A 21,398-nucleotide genomic window follows, 5' to 3' on the forward strand; every position below is an offset into this window, starting at 1 on the left:
CCCGACAAGTCCTGACCGACCGGCCGACCCCGCCCCTCCCCACCCCACCCCACCCCACCCCACCCCACCCCACCCCACCCCACCCCACCCCACCCCACCCCACAACGCCCCTTCCCTGCCGACCTGGAGCACCACCCATGACTTCCGCCCTCTTCGTCGTCACCGGCGCCACGCACTGGACCCTCGCCGACGGCACCCCGCACCCCACCGGCTTCTGGGCCGAGGAGCTCGCCGAGCCGCACCGGATCTTCACCGAGGCGGGCTTCGAGATCACCATCGCCACCCCCGGCGGCGTCCCGGCCCCCGTCGACCGGGGCAGCCTGAGCGTCGAGGCCAACGGCGGCGCCGCGGGCGGGGGCCAGGAGAAGGCCGAGTGGCTGGCCGCCTACCTGGAGGCCGTCCGCGCGGACCTGGAGCACCCCGCGAAGCTGGCGGAGGTCGACCCGCAGGCGTACGACCTGGTCTTCTACCCGGGTGGCCACGGCCCGATGGAGGACCTCGCCGTGGACGAGGACTCCGGTCGGCTGCTCACCCGGGCGCTGGCCTCGGGCAAGCCGCTGGGCGTCGTCTGCCACGCCCCCGCCGCGCTGCTCGCCGCCCGGGACGAGGACGGCGGCTGGCCGTTCGCCGGCTACCGGATGACCGCCTTCACCAACGCCGAGGAGCAGGCCGTGGGCCTGGCCGCGGGCGCCGAGTGGCTGGTCCAGGACCGCCTGGTCGAGCTCGGCGCCGACTTCGTCGAGGCCGCGCCCTTCACGCCGCACACCGTGATCGACCGCAACCTCTACACCGGCCAGAACCCGGGCTCCTCCGCCGAGTTGGCCCGCACCCTGGTCGCCGCCGTGTCCACCGACCCGGCCACCGTGGTGGCACGCCTGCGCGCCACGTTCGCCACCGGCCGCACCAGGCCGCTCGATTGGCGCCTCGCCCAGCTGGGTGCGCTGCGCGCGCTGCTCAGTGAGCAGTCCGAGGCCCTCCTGGCCGCGCTCCACGCCGACCTGGGCAAGAGCGCGACCGAGGCCTACCGGGGCGAGGTCGGCTTCACGCTGAACGAGATCGACCACACCGTGGCGCACCTGGAGGAGTGGCTGGAGCCGCGGCCGGCCGCCGTCCCCGGCGCCTTCCTGCCCGCCGAGGCCCGGGTGGTCCGCGACCCGCTCGGCGTGGTGCTGATCATCGCGCCGTGGAACTACCCGCTGCAGTTGGCGCTCGCCCCGCTGGTGGGCGCCCTCGCGGCGGGCAACACCGCCCTGGTCAAGCCCAGCGAGCTCACCCCGGCGACCTCCGCGGCGATCGCCCGGCTGCTGCCGCGCTACCTGGACCGGGAGGCCGTGGCCGTACTGGAGGGCGGTGTGCCGGAGACCACCGCGCTCCTGGAGCAGCGCTTCGACCACATCTTCTACACCGGCAACGGCCAGGTCGGCCGGATCGTCATGACGGCCGCCGCCGAGCACCTGACCCCGGTCACCCTGGAGCTCGGCGGCAAGAGCCCCGTGGTGGTCGAGCCCGGCGCCGATCTCGCGGTCACCGCCCAGCGGCTGGCGCGCGGCAAGTTCCAGAACGCCGGGCAGACCTGCGTGGCCCCCGACTACATCCTCGCCATCGGGGACACCGCCACCGCCCTGGAGGCGCACCTGGCCGAGGCCGTGCACGCCCTGTACGGGGCGGACCCGGCGAGCAGCCCGGAGTACGGGCGGATCGTCAACGAGCGCCACCACGACCGGCTCACCGCCCTGCTCGGCGACGGCCGGACCGTCATCGGCGGCGACCACGACCGCGCGCAGCGCTACCTCGCGCCGACCGTGCTGGCCGAGGTCTCCCCGGAGGCGCCGGTGATGCGGTCGGAGATCTTCGGCCCGATCCTGCCGATCATCGCCGTGCCCGACCTGGACGCCGCGATCGCCTTCATCAACGAGCGCGACAAGCCGCTCGCGCTGTACGCCTTCACCGAGTCGGAGCGCACCAAGCAGCGGCTGGCGACCGAGACCTCCTCGGGCGGCCTCGTCTTCGGCCTCACCGTCTCCCACCTGGCCGTCCCCGAGCTGCCGTTCGGCGGCGTGGGCGAGAGCGGCATGGGCCGCTACCACGGCGAGTACTCGATCGACACGTTCAGCCACGCCAAGGCCGTCCTCGACAAGCCCCTCGGCTGACCGCCACGGGACGGGACGGGGCTGCGGCGCCCGCCGACCACCTCCGACCGGAGGTGGTCGGAAACGGGCTGGAAGGGGCGGGAAGTGGCAGCGAACCGCCGGTGCTCCGACACCGGCCGATCGTCACTCGGCGCGGAAATACCCTTTCAGGGCATTGACTTGACGGATCGTTGGATTCGCATGTCCCGGTCATTATGGTTGCGGAGTAACCGGCACCCGCGGGCGCCGGTGGGCCCGACGTGTGGACGGCAGACAGGAGTCGCCGCCGTGACCGATCCCGTTCCCTTTGCCGACCTGGTGCTCTTCCCGCACTGCGACCTGCACATGGCGCTGGCCGGTACGCCGCCGCTGACCCTGACCCTGGCCACCCGTACGGAGCGCACGCCCGCGACGGGCGGGTTCGACGTCGTGCCGGTCCCGTCAAGTGCGTGCGACGTCGAGTTCTTCGCACCGTTCAACGCCAAGGGGCACCGGTTCGACGGGGTGCCGACGTACCGGAAGGACACCGGGGTGGTCACGGCCACGACCCCGGGGGTGTTCCTCTTCCAGGCGCACACCGGGGGCCAGTACCTCGTCGGGCGGCTCCAGGTCCACCGGTCGGTCGTCGGCTGGTGGTTCGGCAACGACTCCCTCACCACCGCGCTGGACTCCACCGTCGCGCACGCCCAGCCGTCGCTGTACGCGAAGTTCAGCGACGACGCCGGTGCCGGGACGGACCTGATCGGCGACATCACCGGGCACGGGTACGTCCAGCTGGTACCGGCCGACACCCGGCAGCTCGCCGTGACGCCGAACGGCCGGGTCCGGGGGGTGGCGGCCACCCAGCCGGGCGCCCCCTGGGTGCTGTCGGGCCTGTTCCCCGGCCTGGGCGGGGCGCAGCTCCTGCCGGTCCAGGTCGTCGACTACGCCGCGCCGCACGCGGTGACCCAGGAGTGGGGCGCCAAGGACCTGACGGTCCTCGACCGCAAGCACAACGTGCTGTTCCTCGCCGAGGGTTTCCGCGAGCAGGAGCGGGCGAAGTTCGACTCCATCGTCACCAGGACGATCCACGAGCTGTTCGAGAAGCCCGCGCACGAGCCGTACGGGATGCTGGGGGGCGGTTTCAACGCCTTCGCGTCCTTCACCCCCTCCGCACAGCACACCGTCACCTGCGGATTCCGGGTCGCGGCGGGCGAGGAGACGGTCGAGGCGGGCCGGGCGAGGGGCACCGGGTTCCCGATCCCGTCCAACGCGATCGGCGGCGGGGCGCTCTACACGCTGGAGGAGCTGGTCCGCCGGGTGGGGCTGCCCATGCGCGGGGACCAGCGGTCCGGCCTGGTGGCGACGTGGCGGGCGCAGGACCTGGACGTCGACCCGGCCAGGGTCAGCGAGGACCTCGTCACGGCGTGGAAGAAGCACCAGTCGGTCGGGATCCTGCACGCCCGCGACACCGTCTTCGGCTTCCAGCTGGGCCGCCGGCTCGCCGACCGCTCCTCGGGTACGGGCCCGGTGGGCAGGCCCGCCGACGACGGCGTGGGAACCGCGGGGGTCAAGGAGTTCGTCGCCAGGCTGTACGAGTTCTACGAGAGCGGGCCGACCCGGAGCCTGACCTTCGACCCGCGTCGGCACCCGCCGGAGCTGTACATGGGAGCGGGGCTGGTCAACCCCGCCAACACCCTCCTGCGCTACGTCCGGAGCCTCCAGGTCGCCGACTCGACGGTGGCGGTGGCGGTCGGCGACCAGTGGCAGCCCGACGACGGCAGGTTCCAGCGCAGCCGGGGCCTGATCGCCATGATCGTCAACGACGGCGTGACCGGCGGGACCAATCTCAACGGCCGGACGGTGACGGCCCAGACGGTCAACAAGTACCAGGGTCTCTCCTACGTCTACGCCAATGCGACGGACCGCCGGGAGTTGCGCCGTGACCCGCCCTCCGACATAGCCGTGGACGTCGACGACATCATCGGCACGGTCTCCCACGAGTTCGGCCACAGCTTCAACCTGGCCGACGAGTACGAGGAGTTCGACGGTGAAGGCAGTGACGGGAGCCTGGCGGCGGACCTGCCTGCGGACAACGTCTCGGTGTTCGGATTCCTGCGGATCGGCCCGGGCACGGACCCGAAGGACCGGCGGATCGACGCGGACAAGGTCAAGTGGCTCCAGCTGCCCCGGATCCGCCTCGCCGCCGTCCTGCTCGCCGACTCGCAGAACGTGACCAGCCCGGTCCAGGGCGTCCGGCTCGCCATCGGCACCCGCGACACCGCGCAGTGGCAGCAGGCCCAGGCCCTCCTCACCGAGGTCCGGCTGCGCGACTTCGGCATCAAACCCCTCGGGCAGCAACTCCCGCTGGAGACCAAGCCCGCCCACTACCTGGACGGGCTGATCGTCGGCAAGGTCCTCCCCGCGGAGGGCGCGATCATCCTCACCAGGGCGGGCAGCGCCCCCTTCCCGACGTTCCGGGCCGGATCGATCGTCTTCGCGCCGTTGAAGGACGGGCAGCACCAGCCGCTCCTCGTGGTGGAGCCGGAGGTCCTCACCTTCCTCCGGAACAGCCGCGCCCCGCTCAACCTGGACCCGGACAACAAGAAGCGGAACTCCGGCGAGGACACCCCCGTCGACATCCCGGGTTTCAGCCCGCCCTGCAAGGGCGCCCGGCTGATCGGGATCTACGAGGGCGGCGCCACCTACTCCGCCTCCCACTACCGGCCGACCGGCCGCTGCAAGATGCGCGGCAGCGCCCAGGACTTCTGCCACGTCTGCGCCTGGCTGATCGTCAACCGGGTCGACCCCGCCTTCCACGCGCTCCTCGACAGCAAGCTCTACCCGGAGTCCAAGGAGGAGGCGAAGCGGCATGAGTGAGCCGGGCACCTTCGAACGGATCCTGGCGGAGGTCGGGCAGGCGCTGCTGCCGCTGCGCGACGCGCTGGCCGGACCGGCCGCCTTCGCCGGGCTGCTGCGCCGCCTGGGCTGGTCCGTCACGGACGTCCCGCAGCCCTTCGTGGACCTGCGCGGCGCCGTCGAGACGCTCTACGACAGCCTGCACACCCTGCTGGGCGACGGCGGGCTGAACGTCGACGGCACGGTCGGCGACGGCGGTGCCTCCGCCGCGGCCTCCTTCTCGCCGGACGACGTGCAGCGGGCCCTCGGCGCCGTCCAGGCGGTCGTCAAGGGCATCCACGCGATCACCGACGCACCGGCCTCCGCGATCCCCGACGTGCTGCGCGCGGACGGCTTCCCCACCCTCTTCCCCGGCCAGCTCCTCGACTTCCTGATCGTCACCTACCTGCAGCGCTACCACCCGACACTGGGCTTCGCCCTGCGCGGCCTCGGCGTGGTCAAGGCCCGGTACGCCCCGGCCGCCGGGAACCGCCCGCCGTACGTGCACCTCGGCCTCGACCTCGGCGACCTGCCCCGGACGCTCGCCGACCCCTCGCAGGTGTTCAAGGACGCCTTCGGCTGGGGCACCGCCGACTTCGACCAGCCGGCGCTGCTCTCCCAGCTGGACAACCTGCTGCGGACCATCGGCGCCAACGTCGAGACCGGGGAGGTCCCGCCGTCGACCGCGCTGGCGCTCCAGGGCGCGCCGCCGGACCCGTTCGGCCCGCCGCCCACGACGCTGGCCGCCGTGCTCTTCCAGCGCGTCCAGCCCTCGGCCTCGATGGCCGCCGCCGTCCGGCTGCTGCCGCTGCCCGCCGTCGGCGGCGCCCCGCCGGGCCTCGCGCTGCTGCCCTCGTTCACCGGCCGCCAGGGCTTCCGCTTCGAACTCGGGCCGGACATCGCCGTCACCATCCGGGGGGACCTGGACCTCCAGGGCGGCGTCGCGCTGCTGGTGCGGCCCGGCCGGGGTATCGAGATGCTCCTCGGCTTCGAGTCGTCCACCGGGCCGGTCCACGCCAAGGGGTCGATCGACGTCCAGGTGGAGCGGTCCGGCCCGACCGGCGAGCCGCAGGTGCTGTTCGGCTCGGCCGGCGGCACGCGGCTCCAGCTGCGCCGGATCGCCGGTGCGGGCGGGGTCCGGCTGGTCGGGGACGCCGTCGACTTCTTCGCCGAATTCGGCCTGGAAGGGCTGGAGTTCGTCTTCTCGCCGGCCGGCGCGGACGGCTTCGTCGGCGCCGTCCTGCCGGCCGGCGGGTTCACCGTCGGCGCGGACCTCACCGTCGGGGTCTCCTACCGGCAGGGCTTCTACTTCCGCGGCACCTCCAACCTGGAGATCCAGCTCCCGACGCACCTGGAGCTCGGCCCGCTGGAGATCCAGGGCCTGACCATCTCCGCCTCGCCCGGCCCGGACGGGCTGCCGATCGGCCTCGGGGTGTCGTTCCGCGCCCGACTCGGCCCGGTCACCGCCGTCGTGGAGCAGATCGGCCTCTCCGCGGACATCGCGTTCCGGTCCGGGGGCGACGGCAACCTGGGCCCGGTCGACCTCTCCTTCGGCTTCAAACCGCCCAAGGGCGTGGGCCTGGCCGTGGACGCCGGGCCGGTCAAGGGCGGCGGGTACCTGTCCTTCGACCCGGACCACGGCGAGTACGCCGGCGCCCTCGACCTGGAGTTCGCCGGACTGGTCGAGCTCAAGGCGATCGGCCTGATCACCACCCGGATGCCCGACGGCAGCGACGGCTTCTCGCTGCTGATCGTGATCACCACCGACTTCGGTGCCACCGGCATCCAACTCGGCTACGGGTTCACCCTGCTCGCCGTCGGCGGGCTGATCGGCCTCAACCGCGGGATGAACCTCCAGGCCCTGGCGGAGGGCGTCCGGTCCGGCGCGGTCGAATCGGTGATGTTCCCCAAGGACGTCATCGCCAACGCCCCCCGGATCCTCTCCGACCTGCGCCGCTTCTTCCCGCCCGAGGAGGGCCGGTTCCTGATCGGGCCGATGGCGAAGATCGGCTGGGGGACCCCGACGCTGGTCAGCGTCTCGCTCGGGGTCGTGGTCGAGATCCCGCCCGGGAACATCGCCGTCCTCGGGGTGCTCCGGTGCGTCCTGCCCAGCCAGGACCTCCCGCTGCTGGCGCTCCAGGTCAACTTCGTGGGTGCGCTGGAGGTCGACCGGTCGCGGCTCTGGTTCTTCGCCGAACTCTTCGACTCCCACATCCTCACCATGACCATCGACGGCGGGATGGGCCTGCTCGTCGCCTGGGGCGACTCACCGGACTTCGTCCTGACGGTCGGCGGGTTCCACCCGTCCTTCAAACCGCCGCCGCTGCCCTTCCCCGTCCCCAAGCGGCTCTCGGTGGACATCCTCAACCGCCCCGGCCAACTGATCCGGGTCTCCGGCTACTTCGCGGTCACCAGCAACACCGTCCAGTTCGGCGCGGCGGCCGAACTCCGGCTGGGATTCGGCGGGTTCGGCATCGAAGGGCACCTCTCCTTCGACGCGATGTTCCGCTTCTCGCCGTTCGCGTTCACCATCGCGATCTCCGCCGGGGTCACCTTGAAGGCCTTCGGCGTCGGGGTCTTCGGCATCGACCTGGACTTCGCGCTCGAAGGCCCCTCGCCCTGGCGCGCGCACGGACGCGGCTCCATCTCCCTGCTGTTCTTCGAGATCTCCGCCGACTTCGACATCAGCTGGGGCGAGGAGCACAACACCACGCTCCCGCCGGTAGCCGTACTCCCGCTGCTGGAAGGCGAGTTCGGCAAGACCGAGGGGTGGCAGACCAGGCTGCCCACCGGTGGCCTCAACCCCCTCGTCACCCTCCGGCACCTGCCCGACACCGACCAGCTGGTGCTCCACCCGCTCGGCACGCTCCTCGTCCGCCAGCGCGCGATCCCGCTGGACGTCCGCCTCGACCGGATCGGTGCCCAACGGCCCAGCGACGGACGGCGGTTCGCCATCGCGCCGGCGCCGGACAGCGGCCTGGTCCGGGTCTCCGTCACCGGCGACCAGTTCGCGATGGCGCAGTTCCAGGACATGGACGACGCCGCCAAGCTCTCCCGGCCGGCGTACGAGAACCAGGACGCCGGACTGGAACTGACCGCGGCCGCCGGCACCCTGCTCTCGCCCCGGGTGGTCCGCCGCAGCGCCCGGTACGACCTGCACGTCATCGACAGCGGGATGCCCGCGAGCGCCGCCGCCGCCCGCCGGGTCGTCCCGATGGCGGCCGGCTCCGGCACCGCCGCGCCCAAGCGCTTCCACGACGTCAGCCCCGCGGTGTTCAACCAACTGCTCCAGGGCAGCAGCACCAGCCGCTCGCCGGTCTCGCAGCGGGAGTCCAGGCTCCGGCAGCCCTTCCCGCCCGAGGAAACCGTCCGCCTCACCGACCGGCGCTACGTCGTCGCCAACCTCCGCAACAACGTCCAGGCCCACCCGCCGGCCGGCGGCCTCGCCGCCGCGACCTTCCGCAGCCGGACCACCGCCCAGGACGCCCTCGCCGACTGGATCGGCCGGGACGGCAGCCTCGCCGACCGGCTGCACGTCATCCCGGAGGAGGAGGCGGTGGGCTCGCCCGCCACACCGGGGAGCTGGAGCGCCGGCGGCAGCCTCCCGTCCGCCGCCCGGGGCGTCGAGGCGATCCGGCTGACCAGCGGCACGGTGCTGGTCGCCGGGGGAGCGGACGCCACCGGCGCGGCCCTGGCCACCGCCGCCCTGTTCGACCCGGTCGCCGCCACCTGGACGGCCGCCCCGCCCCTGGCGACCGCCCGCCGCGGACACAGCGTCAGCAGGCTCGGCGACGGCCGGGTGGTCGCCGTGGGCGGCCGCTCCGCCGACAGCGGAGCGCCCGGCCCCGCGCTGGGCACGGCGGAGGTCTACGACCCGGCCCCGGGCACCTGGGCGCCCACCGCCGGAGCGCTGACCACCGCCCGCCACGGGCACGCGGCGACCGTCCTGCCCGACGGCAGGCTGCTGGTCACCGGCGGCACCGGAACGGACGGCCGGGCCCTGGCCACCGTGGAGCTGCTGGACCCGGTCGCCCGCACCTGGTCCGCCGCCGGCCCGCCGATGACCGACGCCCGGACCGGGCACCGGGCCGTCCTGTTGAGGAACGGCAAGGTCCTGGTGGTCGGCGGCGCACTGCCCACCGGCGGACCGGACGCCGCCCTGGCCCACTGCGAACTCCACGACCCGGCGACGGGCTCCTGGACCCCGACCGGCAGCCTGCTGACCGCCCGCAAGGGCCACCAGGCCACCCTGCTCGCCGACGGCCGCGTCCTGGTCACCGGCGGCGACCCGGCGGCCGGAACGGTGACCGATCCGGGGGGCTACGACCCGCACAGCCTCGCCACCGCCGAGGTCTACGACCCGGCCACCGGCACCTGGACGGCCCTCGGCCCGATGCCCGGCGGCCGCCGCGGCCACCGCTGCCTGGCCCTGCGCTCCGGCCTGGTGCTGCTCATCGGCGGCACCGGCGGCCCCGCCTTCGCGGCGGGCCACCGCAACGTGACCGTCCTCGACCCCGCCCTCGGCACCTGGACGGCCACCGGGCCCCTCGCCACCGGCCGGTCCGACTTCGCCGCCGTGGAGCTGGCGGACGGCCGGGTGCTGGTGGCCGGCGGCACCGCCCTGGCAGGTGCTGCCGCCCCCGGTCCCGCCCCGACCGAACCCGCCGCCACCGCCGAGCTGTACGCCCCCTGACGACGTAGACCCTGACGGCGGTAGCCCACGACGCAAGCCCCGACGACGGAAGGTTCGACACCATGACCAGTCCCACCGTGGTGGCCGCAGCGAAGTGGACCGCCGCCCACGACCTGGCCGGGCCCACCGCCTGGTACGGCCAGCACGATGGGCCGGTCGTCCTCAAGGGCACCACGAAGGTCCTGGTCGTCGGCGGTGCGGACGCCGGCGGGGCCGCACTCGGGCGGGCCGCCGTCTACAACCCGGCCGACGACACCTGGAAGCCCACCGCCACCCAGCCCTCGCCCCGGCGCCTGCACACGGTGACCGTGCTCAACGACGGCAAGGTCCTCGTCACCGGCGGCATCGGCGGCTCCACCGCGCCCGGCCTGGCCTCGGCCGAGGTCTACGACCCGGTGGCCGACACCTGGACCCCGGCCGGCACCATGAACCAGGCCCGCTGGGGCCACAGCGCCGTGCTGCTGCCGAACAACCTGGTGCTGGTCGCCGGCGGCAGCGCCGTCCGGGACGGCCGGACCACCCGGGCCCTGCGCTCCGCCGAACTGTACGACCCCGCCGCCACCACCGACGCCACCCGCTGGACGACCGTCGGCGACATGACCGACGCCCGCTCCGGCCACCCCGCGGTGGTGCTCAAGGACGGCAAGGTCCTGGTGGTCGGCGGCACCGCCCCCGTCGGCACCGACCTCGACCCGGCGCTCGCCTTCTGCGAGCTCTACGACCCGGACCACAAGGCCTGGACCCCGACCGGGAACCTGCTGCACCCGCGCGCCCTGCACCAGGCCACCGCGCTCTCCGACACCACCGTGCTGGTGACCGGCGGCCGGGCACCGGGCGCCGGGGACGACGGCGGCTTCGACCCGCTCAGCCGGCGGACGGCGGAGAAGTACGACCTCGCCACCGGCGCCTGGACGGCCGCGAAAGACATGCCCGCCGGGCGCGCCCGGCACCGGGCCGTGGCCCTCGGCCCGGGCCGGGTCCTGGTGGCCGGCGGCACCGGCGGCGACGCCGACGAGGCCGGCTACCGCAGCGTCCTGCGCTACGACGCGGGCACCGACACCTGGAGCACCCAACCGGGGCTGCTCACCGGCCGGTGGGGCTTCGCCGCCGCGCTGCTGCCCGACAACCGGGTGCTCGCGGCCGGCGGCGCCGCCCGCTCCGGCCTGGCCGCCGCCGACCCGACGGTCACCGAACTCACCGCGGCCGCCGAACTGTTCGACGGGAGCGGCGCGTGACCGCGAACGGCTACTCGTTCCTGCCCTGGCTGCGCTCCGGCCTCTCCACCCGGATCACCGGCGACCCGGGCACCTCGGAGCGCGCCACCGTCCCGGTCAAGCTGCTGCTGACCGGCGAGGCCCTGGACGGCACCCCGCTCAGCCGGACCGTCGAGCGGCCGGTGCAGCTCTACGGGCCGGGCGACGTCGTCGGCATCGACCCCCGCGCGGTCTCCCGGCGGGAGCCGCTGCCCGGCACCACCAACATCGAGCCCAACCACCTGGCGCACATCGAGTTCTACGACGAGGACTTCCCCTGGCGCTACAGCCCGGCCGCGGCCGACGGCTCCACCGACCGCCTCGCCCCCTGGCTGGCGCTCGTCGTGCTGGCCGCGAGGACCGACGCGACCGGCGCGCCCGCCGAGTTCGAGGAGGGCGCCGGGGGAGCCCCGCTGCCGTTCGTCACCGTCAAGAACCCCGGCGCGCTGCCCCCGCCGGACCAGCTCGGCGCCTGGGCGCACGTCCACGTCCACGGCTCGCTGGACGACGCCGTGGTGGCCGGAGAGCTCTCCGGCCCCGGCGACCCGGTGCTCCAGAGCCTCGCCGAGGTGCTGCGCACCGACCCGGACCGGGCCTGCTCCCGGCTGGTCTGCCCGCGCCACCTCCAGCACGACCGGACGTACGAGGCCTTCCTCGTCCCCGCGTTCGAGACCGGGCGGCTGGCCGGGCTCGGCCTCGACCCGGCCCTCGCGCCGGGCGCCCTGTACTCCGCCTGGGGCCCGCACTACCCCGACCGCAAGGGCGAGGGCCGACTGCCGTACTACCTCCGGTGGTCCTTCACCACCAGTGACAACGGCGACTTCCGCTACCTGGTCACACTGCTGAAACCGCGCCGCCCCGCCGACGAGGTCGGCCGCCGGGACATGGACGTGCACCGCTCGGCCGGCCCCGGCCTGCCCCCCATCACCACCCCGGCGTCGATCGGCGGGGTGCTCCGGCTCGGCGGCGCGCTCCAGGTGCCCCGGCCACCCGGCCGGCCGGTCGACGACTGGGAGAACTGGGACAACTGGTACGACGCGCCGGCTCCCGCCGCGCCCTACCCGCACCCCTTCCAGCAGGCACTGGCGAACCTGGTCAACCTGGCCGACGCCTACCAGGACCGCACCCCGGCGGCCGCGCACGCCGCCCTGCCCGGCGCGCAGGCCCGGGCGCTGTCGGCCGGGGTCGACCCGGTGATCACCCCGCCGCTGTACGGGCGTTGGCACGCGCTCACCTCCAAGCTGCTGGTCGACGACGCCGGTCACCCGCTGCCCTCGCCCGCCAACCGCAACTGGGTCCACCGGCTCAACCTCGACCCGCGCAACCGGGTCGCCGCGAACTTCGGCACCCGGGTCGTCCAGGCCCGGCAGGACGAGTTCATGGACGCCGCCTGGGCCCAGATCGGCGACGTCCTGGAGGCCAACGCGCGGATCCGCGCGGCCCACCTGGCCCGCGAGGTCGGCCACCGGCTCCAGGTCAAGCACCTGGACCCGCCGGCCGCGCCGCCCGGCGCGGTGGCACCGCCGCCGACCGGAAAGTACCTGACCCTGACCGCCCCCGCCCACCCCCGGGTCACCACCCCCGCCGCCGCCCCGGCGGCCGGGCGGCGGCCCGCCGGGGCGGGCGGCACGGCGGAGCCACTGACGGAGCAACTGGCCGTCGGCTTCCAGGTGGCGGCCAGCCAGGTCGCGGCGGCCCCGCTGTCCGCGGCGATGCGCCGGCTCACCCGCCCCGGCGGCCGGCTGATGCGCTCGCTGACCTTCCCGCCCGAGCAGCCCCGCGAGGCGCTGGTGCCCCGGATGGACGCCGCCACCGGCGCGGTCACCGCCGCCGCGCCCAAGGTCAAACCGGCCGCCCTGGTCACCCCGGGCCAGCTCGACCAGGTGCTCCACCCCGGCAGCGGCGCCCGGGCGGCCCAGGGGACCACCAACCCCGTCGGCTCCCTCCCGAACAGCCCGGACTTCGTCCTCAAGGAGATCGGCGACCCCGTCCCGCCGACCACCGGCGGCACCGTCGACAGCCCGGAGGCCCAGCGGTACAAGGGCGCGCTCCACGAGCTCTACGACGGCTGGGACGCCTCCGCCGCCGTCGGCCGGCCGGTGCCCCGGGAGCGGCTCGGCGTCGCCGGGACCACCGACGCGGTGCTCGCCCGGCTGCGCTCCGACACCACCGTCCCGAGGAGCCTGCTCGGCTCCGTCGACGTGCCCGAGCGGCTGCGGCCCTTCGCCGAGGAGTTCATCGAGGCGATGGCCTACCCGGTGATCGACCTGCCGATGTACCAGTCGCTGATCGACCTCTCGGTGGAGGTGTTCGTCCCCCACCTGGACCTGATCCCGGCGAACTCGATCACCCTGCTGGCCAACAACCGCCGGTTCATCGAGTCCTTCCTGGTCGGCCTCAACCACGAGATGGCCCGGGAGCTGCTCTGGCGCGAGTACCCGACCGACCAACGCGGCACCCCGTTCCGGCAGTTCTGGGACCCGCGCGCGGCGCTCCCGCAGCTCGGCGAGACCCCCGAAGAGCGCCGCGAGCGGCTGTACGACATCCAGCCGGTCCACCGCTGGGGCCCGGCCGCGCTGCTCGGCCAGAACGACAACCGGCAGCAGCCCGGCACCCCGCAGAAGCCGCCCGGCACCCCGCAGAAGGAGGACCTGGTGCTCGTCATCCGCGGCGAGCTGTTGAAGAAGTACCCCAACACGGCGGTGTACGCCCACCGGGCCGCCTGGCCGCTCGACGCCGACGGCAACCCGGTCACCACCGGGGAGCGCGTCCCCGCGCCGCTGCCCGACGAGGACCACCCGACCGCCGAGCTGATCCGGCTGCCGCTCTACGAGGCCAAGGTCGAACCCGACGTCTACCTGCTCGGCTTCGACCTCGACGCCGCCGAGGCCCGCGGCCGGCCCCCCGGCGACCCCGGCTGGTTCTTCGTGCTCAAGGAGCGCCCCGGCGAACCGCGCTTCGGCGTCGACGAACCCGAGGGCCCGCTGCCGCCCGTCAAGGTCTGGAACGACCTCACCTGGCAGCACGTCGACCCCGACCACCTCGGCTTCGTCGAGTTCACCGACGCCACCCACGTCCCGCTCGCGCCCTTCGACGGCTCCCCGGACGAACTGGAGAAGCAGCAGCAGCGCACCGAGGACAGCGCCCTGCCGCTCTGGTACTCCCGGCTGAGCTCGGCCGACATCGCCTACATCCTCTTCCGGGCGCCGGTCATGGTCGCCATCCACGCACAGGAGATGCTCCCGGTATGGCCGACAACGCCCTGAGCGACGACTACCCCGTCCTGCTCGGCCCGGTACGGATCGAGACCAGGTTCACCGCGACCGACCTGCTGGTCCGCGTCTTCCCCGACGAGTGGGCGGTCGACTCCTTCGAACCCCGGCCCACCGAGGCCGAACTCTCCGCCCTCGACGCGTACTGGACGGCCCTGTGGCGCACCGGCGGGGACCCCGTCGGCGACCGGGCGGCCTGGCACGAACTGGTCGGCCGGATCGCCGCCGGCCGGGCCGGCTGGCTGCTGCGCGACCACCGGCCGGCCAACCCGGCCGACCGGCCCGTGCCGGTACCCGCCGGCACCACCGTGCTGGTCGTCCGCAGCGACACCGCGCTCCCCGCGGCCGACCGCCAACCCACCGTCGACCACTGGACGGCGGTCTGGCGCGCCCGCGGCGACCGGGCCGCTCTGCGGGCGGCCGACACCGCGCTGCTCGCCGCCGTCGGCCCGACCAGGGCGGCGGCGATCGCCGCCCGCCGGCCCGCCGGGATCGAAGCGGCCCCGCTCGACACCGGCAGCACCGCACTGGTGGCCTTCCTGGTCGTGCCCCGCCCACCCGCCGACGGCATCGCCCCCACATCCTGGACGGTCGCGGCCAGGGCCGGCCTGCTGCCCGACCGCTTCCGGGTGCTGGGCTGGGCCGGCGGCCGCAAGGTCGTCGACATCGACGGCCGGCCCGTCCCGGCGAGCCTGCCGGTCAGCCCTGACCCGACCTCCACCGACCTGACGGTCGACGAGAGCACCGGCGTGCTGACCGTCCCCGACGCACTGCGCTGGCTCATCGAGTTCGACCGGGCCGTGACGGTCGGCATGGGCTTCCGGATCCCGCTGACCGCCGACCTCGCCGGCGGACTCGACCGGCTGGTGGTCCTCGGCCTGCGCCGGCAGTCCACCCCGGACCAGTCCGCCGCCGACCTCACCGCCCTGCTCACCCGCCAACTCCGCAGCCCCGCCGGGCTCAGCCTGCTGCCCCAGGGCACCCCCACCAACAACACCACCCAGGCACCCGCCGGCCTCGACCGCGCCCAGGAGGCCGACGCGGGCCTGCGCTCCGCCGCCGGACTGCGCGCCGCCCCCGCCGGGACCGACTGGACGGCCCGCACCGACGGCCAGTGGTTCGCCGAACTGCTCGGCATCGACCCCGCCGACCTCGCCGGAATGCCCAACGCCGACGGCACCGACCAGCGCGACGCCCGCGCGGCCCACACCGCCCTGTGGCCCGCCACCTGGGGCTACCACCTGCAGACCACGCTGCACCCGGTGTTCGGCCGCGACGTCGTCGAGCAGACCCGGCAGTTCCACCTCCGCCACGTCTCCGGCCGGGGCCCCGTCCCGACCGTACGGATCGGCCGCCAGCCCTACGGCATCCTGCCCACCACCGCGTTCTCCCGGCTCGCCTGGCCGGACACCGCGCCCACCGCCGCCCACCGGCGCGGCCTGCACACCGTGCTCCAGGCCGCGGCCGCCGACTGGCAGGCCGCCGCCGCCGGAGTCGCCCACCTCGGCGGCCGGGCCGACGACGCCCACCAGCACCTGCTGGACATCCTCGCCCTGCACCCCACCTCCGCCGAGTACTACCAGCGGTACGCCCAGAGCGTCGAGGACGTCTTCAACCGGGAGAACCTCGGCGCGCTCGGCTCCACCGTGCTGCCCGCCCTGGAACGGCTGAACATGCCCGGCCCGATCCGCGCCCTGCTGACCCGCTTCGGCTACCCCGACAGCGGCCCCGCCCAGGACCCGGACCTGATCCGCCGCCTCTTCGTCGACACCCAGCACCCGCTGCTCGCCCCCTCCGTCGACGACCGCCCGCTCTCCGAGACCGACCCGGTCCGGCCCTACACCGCCGACGGCGCCAACTACCTCCAGTGGCTGGCCGCACACGCCCGCACCGACCTGGAGACCATCCGCACCGAAGCCGGCTTCCCCGCGGACGACCGGCCGTCCGCGCTGCTCTACCTGCTGCTGCGCCACGCGCTGCTGCTGGGCTGGGCGGACGCCGCCACCGAACTCGCCATCGCCGCCCGGATCGCGAGCCCCGCCGAGATCGCCGCGGCGGACCCGGCGTTCATCCACATCAGGATCCCGGCGCCCGGCCGCACCCTCCCGAGCGAGAGCCGGTTCCGGCGGCTCTACTCGCCCGCACCGGAGATCACCGGAGACCCGCGCCGCCTGGTCGTCGACCACATCCCGCGGGTCCTCGGCACCGCCCCCGGCACCGCCCGGCTGGCCGAACAGGCCGCCGCCCTCGACCTGTTGGCCACCCTGCCCACCGCCCGGCTGGAACGCGTCCTGGCCGAACACCTGGACTGCGCCACCTACCGGCTCGACGCCTGGCGCCTCGGCCTGGCCAACGAACGGCTCGCCGAACTGCGGTACGGCCCCGACGGCACCGCCCCCGCCGAACGCGGCCTCCACCTCGGCGCGTACGGCTGGCTGGAGTCCGTCCGCCCCAGCGGGACACAGCTCACCCCCGTCACCCTGACCGGCCCGCTCGCCCAGGTCTTCCAGGGCGGCCAACCGCTGGTGCACGACGACCGCAACGGCGGCCACCTGCACGCGCCGTCCCCCGGCCAGGCCCGCACCGCGGCCGTCCTGCGCGCCGGCTACCTCGCCAACGGCTCACCGCAGAACCCCGGTTCGTTCGCCGTCAACCTCAGCTCCGGGCGGGTCCGGATCGCGCTCGGCCTGCTCGACGGCATGCGACAGGGCCAGTCCCTGGGCGCCCTGCTCGGCTACCGGCTGGAACGCGCCCTGCACGACAGCCACCAACGGGCCGAGGTCGACTTCCTGATCTCCGCCCTGCGCCTCAGGTTCCCCCTCCGGGCCGGCCGGATCGCGCAGACCGTCCCGCAGCAGGCCGACCGGCCCGACCCGTCCAAACCCCTCGCGATCGAACAGATCGAGGCCCACAACGTCGTCGACGGCCTCGCCCTGGTGCGCCACGTGACCCGCAACAACGTCCCCGCCACGTACCCCTTCGGCCTGGACGGCCTCCCCGCGGTCAACCCCGACCAGCAGGCCGTCGTCGACCAGGCCGTCCAGGACCTGCTGGACGTCCACGACGCACTCGCCGACCTCGCCGTCGCCGAGAGCACCCACCAGGCACTGCTGGGCAACCACGAACGCGCCTCCACCACCCTCGACGCGTACGCCAAGGAGGGCCTGCCCCCCGAACCCGCCGTGGTCACCACCCCCCGCAGCGGCACCACCCTGACCCACCGCTTCGGCCTGCGGCTCACCCCCGGCCTCGCCCCCGACCACGGCGTGCCGCCGCTGACCCGCACCACCCCGCGCGCCCAGGCCGAACCCGCCGTCAACGCCTGGCTGCCCACCCTGCTCCCGCCGCCCACCTCCGTCGTCGCCCTGGTCACCTGGACCGACCCGGTCACCGGACTGGCCCGCAGCCGCGCCGTCAGCCAGGCCGACACCGGCCTGCAACCGATCGACCTGCTCTGGGCGCTGCGCCCGGCGGGCGAGAGCGCCATGACCGACCTCGACGACCGGATCGTCGGCGTCGTCATCACCGCCGAGAACCCCCGGCCGGACGCCGAACTGACCATCCGCTACACCGAGCGGATCACCGGCCCGGCCGCCGGCCAGCTCCTCGACCCCGTCACCTTCTTCGAACTCTCCCCGCTGATCGGCGCGTTGCGCTCACTGCTGACCACCGCCCGGCCGCTGCGCCCCAGCGACCTGGTGCCCGCCGCCGGGCCCGCCCCCGCCGACCGGGCCGCCGACACCGCCGTCTCGCTGCCCCGGGAACGCCCGGCCGCGGTACGCGCCTCCCTGGACGCCCTGCGCAAGGACGTCGAGACCTACCTCGCCGCGCTCGCACCGCTCTACCCGGCGGGCGCCCCGCCCCAGCGCCCGAAGATCCTCGCCGGCATCGACACCCTGCTCACCGGGTACGCCGGCCTGGTCACCACGGCCTCCGGCTTCGGCACGGTCCGCAGCGGCTGGAGCGAACTCGCCCTGTGGCGCCGCGGCGTCTTCACCGACGTGCTCACCGCCGTGGCCGGGGCCGCCACCCGGATGACCACGGCCCTGGCCAAGGCCGACGCGCTGCTGGCCGGCTACGACAGGCTGCCGGCCGGCACCTCCGACGCGGAGCGCTTCCGGCTGCTGCAACAGGCGGAACGGCTGATCGCCACCCGGCCCACCGCGCCGCTGCCGGCCCGGCCCGCGGAGCTGCGCCTCGTCGTCGCCAACCGGCGGCAGGCCTTCGACCTCAAGCTCCGCTCGCTCAGGGCGCAGGCGGGGACGGCCAGCACCACGCTCGGCGCGCTGCTCGCCGAGGTCGCCGCGAAGCTCCCGCTGACCGACTTCGACCCGACCGACCTCAGCCTCCAGCCCTTCCAGGACCGGGTCGTCCTGCTCGGCCGCGACCTGCTGGACCGCGCGAACGCGCTGCGCACCGAGATCCTCGCCCGGCTCGCCGCCGCGGACAAGGCCCTGGCCGACCACGACGCGGCGGTCACCGGGCCGGACCAGGTCGGCGCGGCGATCGAGGCGCTCAAGGCCCTCCTCGGCCAGGACGTCCTCGCCGTACCGGAGTTCACCCCCGACCCGCAGCTCGCCGCGGACTGGAAGAACGCCCTCGGCGACAGCGACGCACTCGTCCGGCACCTCACCCGGCCGCCGTTCGGCCGGGACTTCCCCGTCGACGACTGGGCGCACGGCATCGCGCGGGTCCGCGAGAAGCCCCGGCTGTGGGAGAAGGCCGTCCTGCTGAGCGACGCCCTGCGCGGGCCCGGCGGACTCCTCGGCGACCTGCTCGGCTCCGCCGAACCGCAGTTGACGCCGATCCAGCTGCCGTACCGGCCGGACGACCACTGGCTGGCCATGGAGTTCGCCCCCGGCACGACCATCACCGAGGACAAGGTGCTGTTCACCGCCCACTACGCACCCGACCCGCTCGTCCCCCCGCCCACCCGGGTCGGCCTGCTGTTCGACGAGTGGACGGAGGTCGTCCCCGCCGACCGCGAGACCACCGGCATCGCGGTGCACTACCAGGGGCCGGACTCCGAACCGCCGCAGGCGATGCTGCTGGTCGTGCCGCCGGTGCGCACCGGCACCTGGGACACCGACGACCTGATCGCCGCGATCGGGGAGACCCTCGACCTGGCGAAGTCCCGGGGCGTCGAACCCGAGCACCTCGACGGCACCGCCTACGCCCAACTGCTGCCGGCCACCGTCCTGTCCGCCACCCGGCAGCCGATCACGATCTCCACCGACCTCGCGATCGCCAACCAGCGCTGGAAGGCCGCCCATGACTGAGCCCCGGATCGACGACCTGGCGCAGGCGCTCACCGACCGGGCCCGGCCGACCGTCGGGATCTGGAACCGGCTGGAGGGCCGGCCGCGCACCACCGACTTCGCGCGGGCGCTGCGGGCCGAAGTGCGCGACCCGCTCTGGCTGCTGACCCGGCAGTGGCAGCTCGGCGAGTTCCGCGGCAGCGACGCCGGCTCCCCGGTCACCGCGACCTACTCGATCGCCGGTGCCCGGCCCAGCCGCTTCCGCCCGGCCGACGGGGCCGCCGAACCGCTCCCGCCGGACCGGCCGCTGGAGACCCTGGCCGAGCGGCGCGCGGTGCCGTTCGTGGCGGGCGCCGACCGGATCGCCTTCGACCTGCGGCTGTCGATCGGCCGGCGGTGGCTCAAACTGCTGGGCCGGGACCCGCTGCTGGGCAGCGTGGCCTTCGACTTCCGCGGCCAGTACGTCCGGCTGTACCCGGTCGCCCTGCCCGACCCGACCCGGGACGGCGACGCCCCCCGGGTCGCCCACCCGGAGGTCTGGGCGACCCTGCAAGCCGTCGCCGGGCGCCGGATGGACGGCTACCTGCTCTACCGGCACATCAAGGACGGCGGCCGCGCCTCGGACGGCGTCGACGACCTGCTGCACCTGCACGGTGCCGCGCTCGACGCGCTCGGCGACGGCCTGGTCGCCTGGTTCGACGACCTGATCGACCAGCCGCAGGCGGACGACGCCTGGGACCCGCGCCGCCTGGAGCACCGGTTCTCGGTGGCCGGCACCGACCCCTCGGGGGCCGAGAAGGTCCTCACCGCGCGGGAGTACCCGGGCGGCGAACTGGACTGGTACGCCTTCTCGAACGACCCGACCGCCCCGGTCGGCGGCACCGAGCCGCCGCCCCCGCCGATCAACCGCACGGTGTTCCCGGCGCGGCTGCGCTACTCGGGCATGCCGCTGTCGCGCTGGTGGGCGGTGGAGGACGGCGGCACCAACTTCGCCGCGGTCTCGCCGGACAGCACGGACCTGGCCCGGCTGATCTTCCTGGAGTTCGCGCTGGTCTACAGCAACGACTGGTTCCAGCTCCCGTGCGAGCTGCCGGTCGGGACGCTGGCGTCGATCCAGGGCCTCGCGATCACCGACGTGTTCGGGCAGCGGCTGTGGATCACCCCGGCGGGCACCGGGCGGGAGGAGGACTGGCAGCGCTGGTCGATGTTCACCCTCGACACGGTCGGCGCCGGCCCCGCCACCGCCGCGGACACCGGCCTGCTGCTGCCCGCGAGCGTGCCGAAGATCGCCGACGGCCCGTCGCTGGAGGAGGTGTCGCTGGTCCGCGACGAGAACGCCGACCTGGTCTGGGGCATCGAACTGACCGTCCCGCAGGCCACCGGCGAGGGCCGCCGGGGCAGCGAGGTCGCCTCCGAGATCCAGGCGTACCACCTGCGGCTGCACCCGCCGGCCCCACCGGACGGGCCGCTCGCGCCGATCGCCTACGAGGCGATGAACTCCGTCCCGGAGAACTGGATCCCGTTCATCCCGGTGCACGTGCCCGGCGACAACCGCACGATCCAGCTCCAGCGCGCGGCGATGCCCGACGTCGTCGGCGTCCTGCCGCCCGTCCAGCCGAGGACCTCGCTGCTGCGGGAGGGGCTGGACGCGACGACGCCGCACGCGTACTTCGTCAACCAGGAGGAGGTGCCGCAGTCGGGCACCCGCCTCACCGTCGCCTACCACCGGACCAGGTGGCGCGACGGACGGGTCTGCGTGTGGCTCGGCGCCGCTCGCGGCGCCGGGCGCGGCGAGGGCTCCAGCGGCCTCGCCTTCGACCTCCTCGTCGACACCCCGACGAAGGCGCCGTGACGAAGTCGCCGTGACGCCGACGCCGTGACAGCGCCGCCGTGACGGCGGCGTGCTGCGGACGGTC

General features: G+C 74.6%; 7 protein-coding genes. All 7 read left to right on the top strand.

The genetic code is table 11. From position 1 onward, the window contains the following. The first annotated feature begins 137 nt into the window (after positions 1-137). The 7 genes from ACFXPX_RS32840 to ACFXPX_RS32870 all read left to right on the top strand — a co-directional run bounded on the left by ACFXPX_RS32840 (position 138) and on the right by ACFXPX_RS32870 (position 21,334). The gene (locus tag ACFXPX_RS32840; RefSeq protein WP_380594723.1) at positions 138-2,150 is read left to right on the top strand and encodes an aldehyde dehydrogenase family protein; all 2,013 of its coding nucleotides are present in this window, start codon (positions 138-140) and stop codon (positions 2,148-2,150) included. A gap of 267 nt (positions 2,151-2,417) precedes the next feature. Further along, positions 2,418-4,988: a hypothetical protein gene (locus ACFXPX_RS32845; protein ID WP_380644286.1), complete on the top strand. Its 2,571-nt coding sequence runs from the start codon at positions 2,418-2,420 to the stop codon at positions 4,986-4,988. Beyond that, entirely contained in the window at positions 4,981-9,699 is a 4,719-nt protein-coding gene (locus tag ACFXPX_RS32850) for a DUF6603 domain-containing protein (protein ID WP_380644287.1), read from the top strand. The genes ACFXPX_RS32845 and ACFXPX_RS32850 overlap by 8 nt, the downstream gene beginning before the upstream one ends. Before the next feature lie 62 nt (positions 9,700-9,761). Next, positions 9,762-10,934 carry a Kelch repeat-containing protein gene (locus ACFXPX_RS32855; RefSeq protein WP_380532974.1) on the top strand — a complete coding sequence of 391 codons (1,173 nt, stop codon included), beginning with the start codon at positions 9,762-9,764 and terminating at the stop codon, positions 10,932-10,934. Beyond that, positions 10,931-14,218, top strand: coding sequence for a hypothetical protein (locus ACFXPX_RS32860; RefSeq protein WP_380644288.1), 3,288 nt, complete (start codon positions 10,931-10,933; stop codon positions 14,216-14,218). The genes ACFXPX_RS32855 and ACFXPX_RS32860 overlap by 4 nt, the downstream gene beginning before the upstream one ends. After that, entirely contained in the window at positions 14,200-19,503 is a 5,304-nt protein-coding gene (locus tag ACFXPX_RS32865; RefSeq protein ID WP_380644289.1) for a hypothetical protein, read from the top strand. The genes ACFXPX_RS32860 and ACFXPX_RS32865 overlap by 19 nt, the downstream gene beginning before the upstream one ends. Beyond that, positions 19,496-21,334 (top strand): hypothetical protein, encoded by a 1,839-nt coding sequence (locus ACFXPX_RS32870; protein WP_380644290.1) that lies wholly within the window; start codon positions 19,496-19,498, stop codon positions 21,332-21,334. The genes ACFXPX_RS32865 and ACFXPX_RS32870 overlap by 8 nt, the downstream gene beginning before the upstream one ends. Positions 21,335-21,398: the final 64 nt, after the last annotated feature.

Origin of the sequence: Kitasatospora sp. NPDC059146, assembly GCF_042786665.1 — a bacterium.
In the GTDB taxonomy this organism is placed as follows: Bacteria; Actinomycetota; Actinomycetes; order Streptomycetales; family Streptomycetaceae; genus Kitasatospora.